This window comes from Thermogemmatispora sp., assembly GCF_019683755.1.
Lineage (GTDB): Bacteria > Chloroflexota > Ktedonobacteria > Ktedonobacterales > Ktedonobacteraceae > Thermogemmatispora.
Map to the genome: position 1 here is coordinate 1 of NZ_JADGHT010000013.1, position 14824 is coordinate 14824.

11 protein-coding genes and 1 pseudogene are annotated in these 14824 nt (G+C 58.2%); 7 read left to right on the top strand and 5 right to left on the bottom strand.

Annotation, left to right across the window (positions count from 1 at the left end):
- Positions 1-173: 173 nt before the first annotated feature.
- From IRZ24_RS02140 to rpmI, 3 genes are all read right to left on the bottom strand, one after another.
- Entirely contained in the window at positions 174-1016 is an 843-nt protein-coding gene (locus IRZ24_RS02140; RefSeq protein WP_297160119.1) for an RNA methyltransferase, read from the bottom strand.
- A 164-nt stretch (positions 1017-1180) separates the two neighbouring features.
- Positions 1181-1570 (bottom strand): 50S ribosomal protein L20, encoded by a 390-nt coding sequence (rplT, locus tag IRZ24_RS02145; protein WP_297160121.1) that lies wholly within the window; start codon positions 1568-1570, stop codon positions 1181-1183.
- A gap of 124 nt (positions 1571-1694) precedes the next feature.
- A complete protein-coding gene (gene rpmI / locus IRZ24_RS02150) occupies positions 1695-1901 on the bottom strand; it encodes a 50S ribosomal protein L35 (protein WP_297160122.1) in 207 nt (68 codons plus the stop codon).
- Between the two features lie 1055 nt (positions 1902-2956).
- Between rpmI and rpsF the strand changes: the two genes are divergently transcribed.
- The 6 genes and pseudogenes from rpsF to recJ all read left to right on the top strand — a co-directional run bounded on the left by rpsF (position 2957) and on the right by recJ (position 9967).
- Positions 2957-3559: a 30S ribosomal protein S6 gene (gene rpsF, locus IRZ24_RS02155; RefSeq protein WP_297160123.1), complete on the top strand. Its 603-nt coding sequence runs from the start codon at positions 2957-2959 to the stop codon at positions 3557-3559.
- A gap of 172 nt (positions 3560-3731) precedes the next feature.
- Positions 3732-4142, top strand: coding sequence for a single-stranded DNA-binding protein (ssb, locus tag IRZ24_RS02160; protein WP_297160125.1), 411 nt, complete (start codon positions 3732-3734; stop codon positions 4140-4142).
- A gap of 222 nt (positions 4143-4364) precedes the next feature.
- A pseudogene (rpsR, locus tag IRZ24_RS02165) lies at positions 4365-4589 on the top strand (30S ribosomal protein S18); the annotation flags it as partial.
- A 656-nt stretch (positions 4590-5245) separates the two neighbouring features.
- Positions 5246-6703: a peptidylprolyl isomerase gene (locus IRZ24_RS02170; protein WP_297160126.1), complete on the top strand. Its 1458-nt coding sequence runs from the start codon at positions 5246-5248 to the stop codon at positions 6701-6703.
- A 199-nt stretch (positions 6704-6902) separates the two neighbouring features.
- The gene (hemW, locus tag IRZ24_RS02175; protein ID WP_297160128.1) at positions 6903-8153 is read left to right on the top strand and encodes a radical SAM family heme chaperone HemW; all 1251 of its coding nucleotides are present in this window, start codon (positions 6903-6905) and stop codon (positions 8151-8153) included.
- Between the two features lie 5 nt (positions 8154-8158).
- Positions 8159-9967 (top strand): single-stranded-DNA-specific exonuclease RecJ, encoded by a 1809-nt coding sequence (gene recJ / locus IRZ24_RS02180; RefSeq protein ID WP_297160129.1) that lies wholly within the window; start codon positions 8159-8161, stop codon positions 9965-9967.
- Positions 9968-10054: 87 nt separating this feature from the next.
- On the opposite strand, the gene IRZ24_RS02185 is transcribed toward recJ, so the two are convergent.
- Positions 10055-11308: a Glu/Leu/Phe/Val dehydrogenase gene (locus IRZ24_RS02185; RefSeq protein ID WP_297160130.1), complete on the bottom strand. Its 1254-nt coding sequence runs from the start codon at positions 11306-11308 to the stop codon at positions 10055-10057.
- A gap of 498 nt (positions 11309-11806) precedes the next feature.
- Positions 11807-13528 (bottom strand): peptide ABC transporter substrate-binding protein, encoded by a 1722-nt coding sequence (locus tag IRZ24_RS02190; protein WP_297160132.1) that lies wholly within the window; start codon positions 13526-13528, stop codon positions 11807-11809.
- A gap of 357 nt (positions 13529-13885) precedes the next feature.
- Here IRZ24_RS02190 and rocF point away from each other — a divergent pair, with 357 nt between their 5' ends.
- Entirely contained in the window at positions 13886-14779 is an 894-nt protein-coding gene (rocF, locus tag IRZ24_RS02195; RefSeq protein WP_297160134.1) for an arginase, read from the top strand.
- Positions 14780-14824 lie beyond the last annotated feature (45 nt).

Here is a 14824-nt window from a genome sequence, read left to right on the forward strand (position 1 = left end):
GTCGTAGGTCCTGCCGCCCCTGTTATTTTCCAGGGGAGATCGGCGATCTCCAAGCTTTCCCTTGCTAGCCCCCCTCACAGATCAGCGTCAGCGATCGCGCCTGCCGCTTCCCCTCACCGGCAAGAGACGGCCAGGGCTGGCTTGCTGTCGAGATCCTGGACCGGCTAGGAGGACTAGGAGGAGCTTTGACGCTGTTGACGCACAGCCTCGTAGAGTAAGATAGCAGTCGCCATAGCCGCATTGAGAGACTCAACGCCGTTGGCTAGCGGAATACTTATACTACTGGTGGCCAGAGCCCGGGCAGCCGCTGAGGGACCATGAGCCTCGTTTCCAATAATGAGGGCGAATGGCCGACGCAGGTCCTGCTCATAATAGAGCTGAGGCGCTCCCGCCTCAGCCAGAAAGACCCGCTGCTGCCTACCACAATGCTCCTGCACTCGCCGCGCAATCTCGTCCCAGCCCACTTCTTCCGCAAGCGGTAAGGCCAGATGGGCCCCGGCAGCGGCTCGCACTACCTTGGGATTGAACGCATCTACGCAGCCCGGTGTCAGCAGCACTGCTGCCACATCTGCCGCCAGCGCTGTGCGTAGGATTGTACCCAGGTTGCCAGGATCAGCTAATCGATCGAGAATGAGGAGCGCTGGCCGCGAGGCCGCCGGTCGGCGCGTTGCTACTTGCTCATAGCTACAGGCCGCCAGCGGTAAGAGGGCTATCACACCCTGTGAAGTCTGCACCTCACCTAAGGCCTCAATCACACGTACGCTAACCTGCACCAGCGCTCGTCTTTCTACCGCCCCACTCAGTAAGCGCTGTAACAAAACCTGCCCTTCAGCAGTGCGGCCTAGCAATTCGGGCTGATAGTAGACTTCAAGGGGCGCCACCGCCCGGTCGAGCAGCTCTTTCAGGAGATGTGGCCCTTCGAGCAGAAAGAGGCCATGTTTTCTGCGTCCACGCGGCGTATGAAGTTCACGCAGGCGGGCAATACGGGGATTGAGCGGACTACTGATCACCTGCATGAGACTGTCAACTCCCCTTAGCATGCAGCAGGGGCGACCGCCGGAGCAGTCGCCCCTGCTACTGAGATTCTGTGCCGTTCCGCCTGGCCAGACAGAAGATGAGGTAAGAGGCGCTGGCCTCAGACCTTCACCTGAGACCGTACAGCTTGTGCGCCAGCCGCCCGCTAGCTTTGGGCTTGCACTTGAGGCTGGCCCTGACTTTGCACTGCAGCCATGGCTGTCTTCACAAGCTCGGCAAAGGCAGGCCGATCGTTGACCGCCATCTCAGCCAGGATCTTGCGATCAACACTGATGTTGGCGATGCGAATGGCGTGCATTAATTGACTATATGTCACGCCAAACATGCGAGCCGCAGCGTTGATACGCGTGATCCAGAGTCGACGCATATCACGCTTGCGATTGCGCCGATCGCGATAAGCATAGGCCAGCGCATGCATCATGGACTCGCGTGCCTTCTTGATCAGACGGCGACGCGTGCCACGGTGACCCTCAACAAATTGCAAGACCTTCTTATGCTTGCGACGCGCCGTAACGCCTCGTTTAACCCTTGGCATAGTGTACTCGTCCTTCCCTTCTCTTTCAGTTTACAGCCTCTAGATAGCCGATGAGCGGACGACCGGAGCGCTCCCTTACCTGTCCGCCAATAAGAGAGACAGCGAGGAGAGCGCTTTTCTTGTCCTAACGACCAGCGTAGGGAAGCAGGCGCCGAACATGGCGAGCATCCCCACGAGCCAGGGCAAAGGTCTTATCAGCCGCACGGATCGAACGGGACGACTTGTTACGGCGCAGGTGGCTGATTGCAACTTTGCGGCGTAAAAGCTTACCAGTGGCCGTAATCTTAATCCGCTTTGCGGTCGCTTTATGCGTCTTCAGTTTCTGCTTCATGAGATACACACTCTCTTTCTTTCTTCTCTCGCGGGGCAAGTAGGTGGCAGATCCTCCTCTCCCTGACGCTCCTCCTGCTGAAAGTAAAGGGAGGCCATGACCAGCAAACGACGGGGCCGTGACAACGGCTTCATCGGAGCGAGCAGCTCGTACAGCTTGTACAGCTTGTACGCCCGGCACGACCTAAGCAGGCAGGCTGAACAGGCACGCCAGCGGTCGCGTGCGTGACAGCACAATAGAGAAGACAAGCTCCATCGAAGGCGCAGAGAAGCCTTTTTCAAGAGCGAAAAAGCCCCGCAGGCCGTCTGCGAGTATAGCACAGATTGCCCTTGCTGTCCAGTAGGGGAGGACCTTCCCCAGGGATGCCAGCGGGCAGATACAGGCCTCGTGCTCGTTGGAAGCTCTCAAGGCGTGACTAAGTGTGTCCCCTTGAGAGATCGAAACCGGCAAAGGAGAGGTCTGCCGCCGGTCACTGAGCAGTGGCTAAGCAGCAAGCGAGGCTCTCAGGCGAAGCGCGGCGCTAACATTTCCACCTTCAAGAGCCGCTCCCAGAATATGAGAGCAGAAGACTAGGCCCACGACAGAGAGAGGAGAAAGGGGAAACTTTAGGGAGCCAACCCTCCTGGTCGTCTCACCTGAACCAAAGGGGAAACGCTCGAGCCTGGCAGAGCTTGCCGTCAGTGCGCTAGTCCCGAAGGCCGCCTTCTCCTCAGCACGATGGACCTTCTCTTGCCAGAAAGGGAGGACAATGCTATAATAGCGGGGCACTGTACCGACTCTCTCAACAGCCACAGGCCACGCCTGCCTGCCAAACGAGCAGAGAGCAACTTGACCTTCTCAGGCAGGAACCAGGCGCCCCCACGGACACCGGCAGCCAGCCTGAGAGGAGGCAGCAGTAAGAGTGGTTGGCAAGGGCAAAAGCAAGAGAGGGCCCGAGATAGCGGCAGAGCGGATGGCGACAAGAGAAAGCGCCATACTCCACCTGCTCCGGCAGCACAACGAGCACGCTTCACCGCGACTGACCGCGAGCAAACCCATAGGAAGGAGGTGGCTTCGTGAGGAGAGACTACGAGCTTGGCTTTATTCTCCATCCCGAAGTCAATGAGGAGCGAACACGTACTATACTAGAACGGATCGAGCAGATCGTAACCGCGCATGACGGCCAGGTTGTCAGGGTGAACCACTGGGGACGGCGACGGTTGGCATACCCCATCCAGCATCAACGCGATGGCATCTATGTCTTTGTTGATATGAGTGTCTCCCCTGAGACCCTCCCGGAACTGGACCGCACCCTCAAGGTCTCTGAGGAGGTACTGCGGCATCTGATCAAACGGCGCGATCCACGGGTGGTACAGAAGGAGCGCGAAGCCTACGCCGCCGCGAGCGCCGCCGGGGTCGCCCCGGCCCCTGCCCCTGCTAGCGTTGCCAGCGAGGAGCTTGTTGGCACCAGTGCGGAGGTCGAGGCTGCTGCAGGCAGCGCCGCAGACGCGGGAGCTGAGGCTCCTGCCGACGTTTCTGAAGCAGCTACCCTATCAGAATCAGAGTCATCGGAGTCAGCAGTAGGAGATGAAGAGGCGCCCGCCGTCTCGCCAGAGGAGATGGAGAGTGCCCCCCCCGCACTCGATGAGCAGCCAGCTCCCGAGGCTGAGCAAGCCTAGCTGCTACGGCAATCGGTTCGGGAATACGCACGTGACAAGCGAGGCGAGACAAGATAGTGGCTCGGGCTCTCTCAGAGAACACACCAGCGAGGGCTGGGCTATTCCTCCCGTCTGGCTTCCCTTTACGAGAGCATGGCGCGGCGTCTCCCAGTGCGACGAAAGGATCTGAGCGATGCTGAACAAAATCATGTTGATCGGCAACCTGGGCCGCGACCCTGAATTGTCCTATACCGATAATGGCGGGACCCCTTTCACTCGCTTTTCGCTAGCAGTCAGCCGTACCTATAAGACGCCCAGCGGCGAAAAGCGCGAGGAGACCGAGTGGTTCAATGTGGTTGCCTGGCGCTCGCTGGCCGAGCGCTGCCATCGGTACCTGCGCAAGGGCAGCAAGGTCTATGTGGAAGGGCGAGTCACTCAGCGCAAGTATACCGATAGAAACGGCGTCGAGCGCGTCGCCGTCGATGTGATCGCCACCGATCTGCGCTTCCTCTCGCCCAGGCCACAGGAGGCCGATGTCTCGGATGAGTTCCCGACCGATAGCGGCGATTTCCTCGAAGATCTGGATGATTCTCAGCCTTTTTAATCCGCAATGGCCGATTGACTCGTAACAAGATGTACTCTGTTGTGTGTTCGAAGGAGGAGAGGACAGCCCGTGCAAAAACGCAATGAAGCGGCCAACCAGCCAAGTGCAGCCGCTACGCAGCAGAATACGCCGGCTCAGCCGGCTCAGAGCGGGGCTAGCGCCCAGGCTTCATCTCAGGCTCAAGCTCCCGCTCAGGCCGCTGCCCGCCAGGCTCGCCAGGGCATGCGTGGCCCCCGGCGCAAGGTCTGCCAGTTCTGTCACGACCGCGTGCGGGAGATCGATTATAAGGATGCCGCTCGCTTCTTGAAACGCTACATCTCCGACCGCGGCAAGATCGAGCCTCGCCGCAAGACGGGCACTTGCGCTAAGCATCAGCGCGCCCTGAGCCGCGCGCTCAAACAGGCTCGTTTCATGGCCCTGCTGCCCTATACTGCAGAGCATATGCGCAGTATGTAGTGCGCTAGCTGAACCTTTAGCTGAGCACTCAGGGTCTGCTCCGCTGCCAGCAGTGGCCACCGCTGGCTTGGATAGCTATGTACACAAGCACAGCGGCTGAGCTTACCGGTTGGAGGATGGAGCCGCAAGTCGAGGCGCACAATTCACAGCTAGCAGATGGCTAGGGTTGTTGGAGACGCTTCCTACGCTGGGACCTCCCTCGCCAGTCTCTCCAGAGGTCTCTTGCGACCTTCGCGCTTCGGCTCTGCGCTGCTCCACCTCCTCTTTCGCAACTGTTGGCTCGCCGCAACAGCCGATAGCGCTCTGTTGCCATCTTAGCTTGCGTTGGCTGTCAAAAAGGCCTGCTTCCCTGCCGCCTGCGCTATTTTGGAGTGATAAGGTTGTCAGATGCGCCAGCTCACCGAAGAAAGAGGGCTACCCGGTCAGGTCAGGCATAGCAGATAGGAACCAGCTCAGCGATGCCTGCGCCTTTCTCTTCTATTCTTGCTTGCCTGTGAGATGAGGATGTGAGGCGTTGCTTATTCGCTGGCCCGGCTCGCTCTTTTACCGGCCCTGAGTCAGCGCTTGCCCTCTTGTCTCATTGGCCGTTCCTGTGTATCATGAAGCCATGAGCAGCCATTGCTGAAGGCAGGAAAGGGTCTCCCACTATGAAGAGTCAAACAGCGCGTGAACCCCAAAATCAGCGGTCAACACGAGCCAGCCGCCCAGAGAAGGCGAAGTCTAGACGCTATGTCCGCCAAACTGCTCTGGTGGCGGCTCGCCGCGACGGAAAGCCCCTGATCTTCGGCTGGGGTAGCCACCTCTCTCAGAGCGAGAAAAATCGTATCCGCGTCCGTGCCACTTGGGCCCTCGCGATCTTTATCTTGTTGACCATCATCGGCGTTATCATCGGTTTCTGGATCAACATTAACGTCATTGTGCCGAGCCTGCCGATTACTTCGGTCAATGGGCATGATATCCCCCAGTCCGAGTACCATAAACTGGTCGTCTTGAAAACCCAACTGGAGATCAATAAGCTCTACGGTCCGAATGGCCTCTTCGCCCAGCGTACTAACCTCGAAAAGGCCGTCGCCCAGCAGCAGCAGGCCATGAATAACGCTTCAAAGAAGATCGATGATCTCAACAAGCAGCTTGGCAAGCTGCCCGCTGGCTCCAGCGCCCAGCGCGCACAGTTGACCAAGGAGCTGAATGAGGCCAAGCAGGCTTACGCTACTGCTCAGTCGCAACACGATAAGCTGCAATCTCAGTTGAACGATCTGACCCAGAATACTATTCCCTTCGAGCAACAGGGGCCTTTCACGCAGTCTCAGATCGGCAATGATAGCGCGACTTGGCTGCAGGACGATGAGCTGATCCGCGAGTGGCTCCAAACGCAGCCTGCCTCGGTTCGCACTCGCATCGAGCCAACGGCTTCTCAGGTTGAGCGGGCTCTCAACGATCTCAAGGCCAATATGCCAAAGTCTGGCCAGTATGCGCGCAGCTATCAGCAGATGCTCGCCCAGGATGGTGTGACCGATGCCGATATGCATGAGATGATGGCTCTGAAGCTGCGTCGCGATAATATGCAGAATTATCTGGCCTCGCAGATTAAGTCGCCCACCTACCAGGTATTGGCGCGAACCATGACGCTCAGTACTAAGGCTGATGCGGAAAAGATCCTCCAGCAGCTAAAGAAGGGCGCCGATTTCGCGACGCTGGCCCGTCAGAAGTCGGTCGATACAACTACCAATACAAAGGGCGGCTATCTTGGCTGGCTGGCTCGTGGTCAGTATGCCCATCAGGAGGGCCAGGCCTACGTGGAGAACTGGCTCTTCGATCCAGCTCGTACGATCAATGAGATCAGCCCCATCATTATGGAGAACGGCGCCTATCATATCGTGCAGATTCTTGGTATCGATCCTTCTCGTCCCGTGGATGCGAATACCCTGAAGACGCTGAAAGATAACGCCCTCTCCAACTGGTCGCTGGAGATCCGGGCCTTGCCAACAACGCATATTACACCCGCTGATCAGAACCGGCTCTTCGATCCGATCAATATGCCGACAGAGCTGCCCGTGAGCGGTCCTTCACAGAGCAGCGGCGGCTTAACGGCTCCAAACCAGTAGCCGCCTCGTCTCCTAGGCCGTATCACTTGGGGGAGCTGCTCCACTAGCGCTCTCTTCCTGGACAGAGACGATCGCCAGGTTGAGCGAAGATCGGCAGCTCCCCTAGATCTCTGCGTCCGGCTGCAGCCAGGATGGTGATGGTGGGGTAGGTGCTATTCCTTTGTGCTTGCTTCTTGTTCTCTTGGTCAGGCAGAAATCTATGACTACTTTCATGCCCAGTGCTTCTTGCACAGTCTTCTTTGGTGAACCACTCTCTGCTCTTCTGGAGAGCGTTTCCCTCTACTTGCATGTCCCTTTCTGCCATACGCGCTGCTATTATTGTGATTTTAATACCTATGCAGGTCTGTTACCTCTACGTGAGCCATACGTGCAAGCCTTGCTGACAGAGATCACATTGGCTGGTGAGTGGGCCCGCCCTGCCAATGGCGGTCGGCGCCGTGCTCGGACCATCTACTTTGGCGGGGGCACTCCTAGCCTCTTGAGTGTAGAGCAGATTCAGCGCCTGCTTGACGCTTGCTCTGCGGCCTTCGCAGTTGACGCCGAGGCAGAGATCTCGCTTGAGGCCAATCCAGGCACACTTTCAGGTCCGTATCTGCAAGCCCTCCGTACGCTCGGGGTAAATCGCCTGAGTCTGGGTGCGCAGAGCTTTGATCCTCACCTGCTAAGGCTGTTGGGACGCACCCACTCGCCTGATGATATTGTCCAGGCGGTCCGAGCGGCACGCGCTGCCGGCTTCTTGTCACTCAATCTTGATTTGATGTTCGGTCTGCCTGAGCAGACGATGGCCCAGTGGCGTGAGACGCTGCTGCGCGCGCTTGAGTTGGAACCCGATCATCTATCTCTGTACTCGCTGATTGTGGAAGAGGGGACGCCTTTCTTTACCTGGGTCCAGGAAGGTCGCCTTGTGCCGGCAGACGACGATCTCTGTGCCGAGATGTATGAGTACGCTGATGCGCTGCTGCAAGAGGCAGGCTACGCGAATTATGAGATTTCAAACTGGGCCCGACCTGGCCATGAGTGCCGTCACAATCTCACCTACTGGCTCAACCTGCCTTATCTGGGTCTGGGGGCTGGCGCCTACTCTTGCTTTGGCGGGCGACGTTTCTCAAATGTGCGTGAGCCTCGCCACTACATACGTCTACTGGCTTCCCGCCAGCGTCCCGAGGCGGAAAGCGAGGCGCTTTCGCTTGAGATGCAGATGGCCGAGACAGCTATCCTGGCCCTGCGCACCGCTCGCGGGTTGCATTTGCCTTCTTTCCGTGAGCGCTTCGGCCTGGACTTCTGGCAATTCGCCGGGCAACGTCTGCAACGTGTCTCTGAGGCCGGTTTATTGGAGTGTGATGGCTGCTGGCTGCGCCTCAGCAAGCGCGGTCGCTTGCTTGGCAATGAGGTCTTTCTCTGCTTGCTTCCAGACGAAGACGAGCAAAAGAGCTGGGAAGAAGAAGGATAGTGCCTGTGGAGCCAGAGAGAGCAACACATCTGAGCTGGCGTGTCTGTGAGCTGCTCAGCGCCAGTCAGTTTCGCCGCTTTCGCGCGGCGGGTATTGAGCCTTTGCATGCTCAATTGCTTTACAATCGGGGCCTGCGCACTCCCGAGGAGATGAGAACCTTCCTGGAGGCACGCTACGAGCACACACCTGACCCTCTGGCCTTAATTGATCTGCCCCGTGCCCTGGAGCGCATTCGCCTTGCCCTGCAACAGGGTGAGCATATCACAGTCTATGGCGATTTCGACGCCGATGGAGTGACTGCGACGGCGCTCTTGATGCGAGCCTTGCGCCGTCTCAAGCAGGGAGATGCTCCACTTGATTACTATATCCCTTCGCGGATCGATGAGGGGTGCGGCCTCAATGTTGGGGCCCTTGACTGGCTTAAGCGTCAGGGGACGGCGTTGATTGTCACTGTGGATTGCGCTAGCTCTGACGTGGCTCAAGTCCACTACGCCCGTGAGGTGCTCGGGATTGATGTCATTATCACGGATCATCATCGTCCGCCCGAAGTGCTGCCGCCAGCCTATGCAGTGGTCAACCCCTGGCGTCCCGATTCGCTGTATCCTGAGCGCGTGCTCTGCGGGGTCGGTGTGGCTTTTAAGTTAGTGCAAGCCCTCTATCGCTCCTTCGGTCTGCCACCTGACGAGGAGCTAGCCTTGCTTGATCTGGTAGCGATTGGCACCATTGCTGATGTGGCTGAGCTGCTTGGCGAGAATCATACGCTGGTGCGCCTGGGGCTGGAACGGCTCAATCAGACAAAGCGCCCGGGCTTATTGGCCTTGATGGAAAGTGCTGGTCTGCAGCCAGGTCAGGTGCGCGAGCGTGATGTTGCCTTTGTCTTGGGGCCGCGCCTCAATGCGGCTGGTCGTATGGAGCATGCTCGCCTGGCTTGTGAGCTTTTGATGACGGACAATCCGGCTGAGGCTCGGGCTTACGCTGCCCGCCTGGAGCGTCTGAATTATCTGCGCCAGGTCCAGACTGAGGAGCTGATGAATCTGGCACGTGAGGAGGCGGCGCGCCATCCCGACGATGCCGTGGTACTGGTGGGCGGTGACAATTGGCCAGAGGGTATTATTGGTCTGGTGGCCAGTAAGCTGGCCGAGGAGATCCAGCGCCCTGTGCTGGTGTTGAGCCGCGGCAAGGATTTCAGCCGTGGTTCCGCTCGGAGCAGAGAAGGTTTCAATATGATTGCCGCCTTGCGTAGTTGTGCCCATCTCTTCGAGCGCTACGGCGGTCATGCACAGGCCGCCGGCTTTACGATCGCCAATCAGTATGTTGAAGAGCTGCATCGGCACTTATTAAGCTGGCACGATAGTCAGGGTCAGGGCAATGCCTCAGAGCCAGCCTTGCTGGCGGCTGTAGCCAGCGCTGCACCTAACGATCAGGAGAGCCTTTCCCCATTTGCGAGCCGCCCCCGCACCGTTGACCTGGTGCTCCGCCGCCCTGAGTATTTCCACTATCAGACCTATCAGCGTATCCGTCAGCTCAGTCCTTTCGGAGCCTCCAATCCCGAACCAGTCTTCAAAGCAGAAAAAATGCGTCTGCTTCACTACTGGAGTAGTGGCCCAGAGGGGCGCAACTTGCGTCTGCGCCTGGGGATCGGCAATGTGCAGGTTATGGGGACATTTGTCCGGGGGGCAAGCCATATGAGCGCTCTCAGTGGCGCCTCTCACGTTGACGTCATCTTTCGCATCGAACCGGCCTGGCATCCCCAGGAGGGCGAGAGTACGCGTGAGATCTCTCTTAAGATCCTCGATATTGCACCCTCGCCCTAAGTCGAGAGGATTGGAGCGAGTCAGCTTGCTCCCACTAGCGTTCGCTGAACCTCCTGAACCTCCTGAACCTCCGACAGCTCTCTCCGATTAGGGATAGATGCCGCGCGCCTCGGTAGCCTCAGCGACACGCGCTACGGCCAGCAGGTAAGCCCCCATCCGCAGGCTGGTGCGTTGACGTTCAGCGCGATCTTTGACTGCCTGGAACGAGCGCACCATGATGCGCTCTAGACGCTCATTGATTTCGTCTTCGGACCAGAAAAAGCGTTGCAGATCCTGCACCCATTCGAAATAGCTGACGGTTACTCCGCCGGCATTGGCCAGGATATCCGGCACTACTGTGATACCACGATCTTGAAAGATGCGATCGGCTTCGGGAGTTGTTGGCCCATTGGCAGCCTCGATGATCAGGCGCGCTTTGACACGCGGGGCATTCTGGGCCGTCAGTTGGTTCTCCAGCGCAGCCGGGATCAGCACATCACAGGGCAGCTCTAGTAGTTCTTGATTGGTCACTTGCTCGCTATCGGGTAGACCACGTAGACCGCCATGCTCTTGGGAGTAGCGTAACGCGCGCATGACATCGATGCCATTGGGGTTGTACACACCGCCGCTGATGTCGCTCAGGCCGACGATCTTGCAGCCAAGAGACTGCAGCAGACGGGCCGAGTTGCCTCCGACATTGCCAAAGCCCTGGATGACTACCCTGGTTCCCTCGGGCTGCATCCCCAGGCTCAGCAGCGCCTCGCGCGTCACTACCTGGACGCCGCGCGCCGTTGCTTCTAGACGCCCTTCGCTGCCACCGATCGAGAGCGGTTTGCCTGTGACAACCTCGGGCACCGAATAGCCTCGATGCATGGAATAGGTATCCATGATCCAGGCCATAATCTGCGGGTTGGTATTCATATCGGGGGCGGGAATATCACTGTTGGGGCCAATCAGAATGGAGATCTCGGTCGCGTAGCGTCTAGTGAGACGTTCCAGCTCATTGCGTGAGAGTTTATGCGGGTCGCAGACTACCCCTCCCTTGGCTCCCCCAAAGGGAATACCCACTACGGCACACTTCCAGGTCATCCACATGGCGAGCGCCCGTACTTCGTCCAAGGAGACATCGGGGCTAAAGCGAATGCCGCCTTTCGCCGGGCCGCGATTGATGTTGTGCTGGACACGGTAGCCGGTAAACATCTGTACATCGCCGTTGTCCATGCGAACGGGGAAATTGACAATCAGCTCTCGTTTAGGCTTACGCAGAATCGCCCGCATGGCTTGCGAGAGGCCTAGCATCTCGGCGGCTTCGTCAAACTGAGCGACCGCTACTTCATAGGGGTTGAGGACATCAACTGCCATCGCGTTCAGAACCTCCTCAGAAATGCGCCTAGCCAAGGAAGATACCAGCAGCTCGCTCGCAGGCCCAGGCTTAGCTTAAGTTGCATCCGCCTGTATCCTTCTTCTCACGCCAGTTTCTTCGTCAAGACCAGGCTTGTATGCCTCAATGCATACAAATCATGCATAACAGACCTGGAAGCGTCAACGCTTCCGCCCACCCGACAACGGGAGAACGAGAGGTTCTCCAAAACCAAACAAAGGGAGCAATGACAGGGTCGCAGAGGCTGTCCGGCGGACAGCCCAAAGAGACATTCTAGCTCCCCGCTGCTGCATAACAAAGCCCGCCGTTCCCGGCGGGCGGCCTGATTGGAGGGCGCTGCCTCCCTCCCGCTTGCTTTCAAGCACATAAGCGCAAAGATGAACGTGTTGGCTTTATTATAGCATCATGGCGCGGTGGCCTTCAAGGCAAGGCTGATCCCGCTGCCTCTCTCCTCAGCCAGTCAGTCAGCAGATCCCTGCTCACTCATGCTGAAGGAGGTAAACAGCAGACCAATCGTCGAAGTAGAGGCCCAGGCCATTGAGCGTCACCCCGTGGAGCCAGGAAGGGATCACCGCCGCCAGCGCCTGATGATCCAGCGGCAGCCAGCCAACATCTTCGATCGCTAGCCGCTCTGCCTCATTATAGGTGCGCAAACGCGCCTCGCCGCTCTCCTGCTCGGCTTGCGTCACCAGGTGATCAAACTGCGGATTGCTCCACTCACCGTTATTATTGGGGGAGCCACTGCTGAGATTCAGGGTCAGCCAATCATAGGGATCAGGGAAATCAGCGGTCCACTGGATAAAGCCCACCTGTACTAGATGCTTCGATAGTTCTTCATTGTAGGTCGTCAGGTCCATGGCGCGCAGCTTCACCTGCAGCCCCAGAGCGCTCTGCCACATCTGCTGCAGGGCCGCAGCTTCGCTCTGCGAGACCTGAGAAGACGGGTAAGTGAAGACAACGGGCGGGACCTTACCAATATCAGGATAGACGGATAGCAGCAGGCTGCGCGCCTTGGCCCGGTCGTAGGGTAGACCCGGGTAGTCAGCCTGGTAGCCTGGCATGCCGGGCGGAATAATCGTGCTGGCCGGCAGGACCGCATCTTTAAAGATGGCATGGGCCAGGGTCTTTTTGTCGATCGCATAGGCGAAAGCCTGCCGCACCGCGGTCTTATCAAAGGGCGGCTTGCGCGTGTAGAAGAAGAGCAGATCGGTCTGCAAGAGTGAGCGCTGTACAAAGCCCGGCATCTGACGGGCGCGCCCCAGCTCGTCAGGAGGAATATTCCAGATAAAGCTGTACTGATGGGCCTCATAGGCCTTGAACGCCGTTGCTGGATCGCTGACAAACAGCATATCAACTTCGCGTAGCCGAGGCCTCGGGCCATAGTAGTGGGGATTGGGCACTAGGACCATCTTGACATTGTGGAGCCAGCTCTTTACCATGAATGGCCCCGTACCGAGCGCGTTACCAGCCGCCTGGTTCGCCCAGTTTGCTTGACCATATTTCTCTATCAGAGCGGGATTTAACGGATCAAAGAGCGGGTTGGTTAAGACCTCCAGGAAGAAAGGTGTTGGGCGGATCAGCGTGATCTGCAGCGTTAAGTTATCCAGGGCACGTACCCCGCTCAGCGTCCGTGTCTTGCCAGCGGCCACGTCTGCTGCACCGGCAATAAAGCCCTCAAAGAAGGAGGCAATAGGCGATTTAACTTCTGGCAGAAGCTGGCGTGTCAGGGTAAAGACATAGGTCTGCGCAGTAACAGGCGTTCCATCAGAAAAAGTGATGCCCGGCTTGAGATGGAAGGTATAGACGCGCTGATCAGACGAGACCTGCCATGTTGCCTGATCCGGAACTACGCTGAGATCAGCGGTCGCACGCACCAGCCCACTATAGATCATATTGACCGCCAGGGCCGAATTGGCATCGGGTCCCTGCGCCGGGTCCAAGGTACTGATGTCCTTTGTCCCAACGTTTGGGAAAACCAGCACCTGTTGCGCTGCAGGCAGCGGTTGCTGCGCGCTAGTCGATGGTGAGGAGCCTCCGCCACATGCTGCAAGAAGCTGGATGAGCAACCAAAGCCCAGCTCCCAGTAGCCAGCGCTTCAGCCAGGGGGTGGATACTGACCTCCTTGTCGGCAGCCGCGTTGGAGCCGTCACCTCTCCCTGGCAACGGCGACTACACTGGGGAGAATACAACCAGCGATACACGACAAGCGCCTCCTTCTCCACAACAAGGAAAGCCACAAAAACGCCTTTGCGCCTTCCCCCTGATTGTCTTCGCAGGCAAAAAGCCAGCGAGATAGTTTTTATTGTATAGCGCGCTCGTCTTCGACGACAAGACGTGACCCAGTCAGTCGCCCGCTCATCTTCAGGACCTCCTGACCATCGCTCTAGAGCTGCTACTGACCTGATCCACTCCTTGTCTTTGCCAGAGAGCAAGCGCAATGGCTGCCTTGGACTTGTCATGTGGGAGCAATTGGCTGATGGACAAGGTCCTGAGCCAGGGCTATAATGGAGAGAGAAACATCACACTGTTCAATGGCGAACAGGAGGGTAAGCGAACAGATGCAGATTCGGGTGATTGGCGTGCCGATGGATCTCGGGGCAGATCGACGCGGTGTGGATATTGGGGTAAGTGCCATCCGCTATGCTGGCCTTCACGAGAAACTCCGTGCACTAGGCCATAGTGTCAAAGACATCGGCAATCTGCACGTCCCCCTTCCTGAAAACCAGCCAGCAGGTGACCCACATGTTAAGTACCTGGAGCCGATCGTCCAGGTGGCAGAAGAGCTAGCAACAGCCGTCAGCGAAGCCCTACAGGAAGGTGATCTGCCGCTTGTTTTGGGGGGAGATCACAGCATCGCCCTCGGTTCCATCACGGGGGTCTCCAGCTTCTATGGCGACGTTGGCGTCATCTGGATCGACGCCCACGGCGATTTCAATACCCCGGAAACTACCCCCTCCGGTAATATTCACGGTATGGTACTGGCCGCCCTGGCTGGCCTGGGTCATGAGCGTCTTGTCCGTCTGGCTGGCCGCGTCCCCAAGGTCAACCCGCAGCATATTGCCATCGTCGGTGTGCGCGATCTCGACCCCGGTGAGCGTGAGCTGCTGCGCGCCAATCGCATCCATGTCTTCACGATGACCGATATTGACCGCCGCGGCATCTCTGCCATTATGGAAGAAGCTATCGCCGTGGCCGGGCACAAGGGCAGACGTATCCATCTGAGCCTTGACCTCGATGCGCTTGATCCCAGCGAAGCGCCAGGGGTGGGAACACCAGTACGTGGCGGCCTCAGCTACCGCGAAGCTCATCTTTCAATGGAGCTGCTCGCCGCCTGCGGCCAACTCTGTTCAATGGATGTGGTCGAAGTGAATCCGATTCTGGACCGCGAGAACGCGACCGCCTCGCTGGCTGTCGGGCTGGTGCTCTCCGCCCTGGGCAAAACTATTCTCTAGCCTTTAGCACACCAGCAGCCGCCAGCTCGTCGGCCTGCTCGCTGC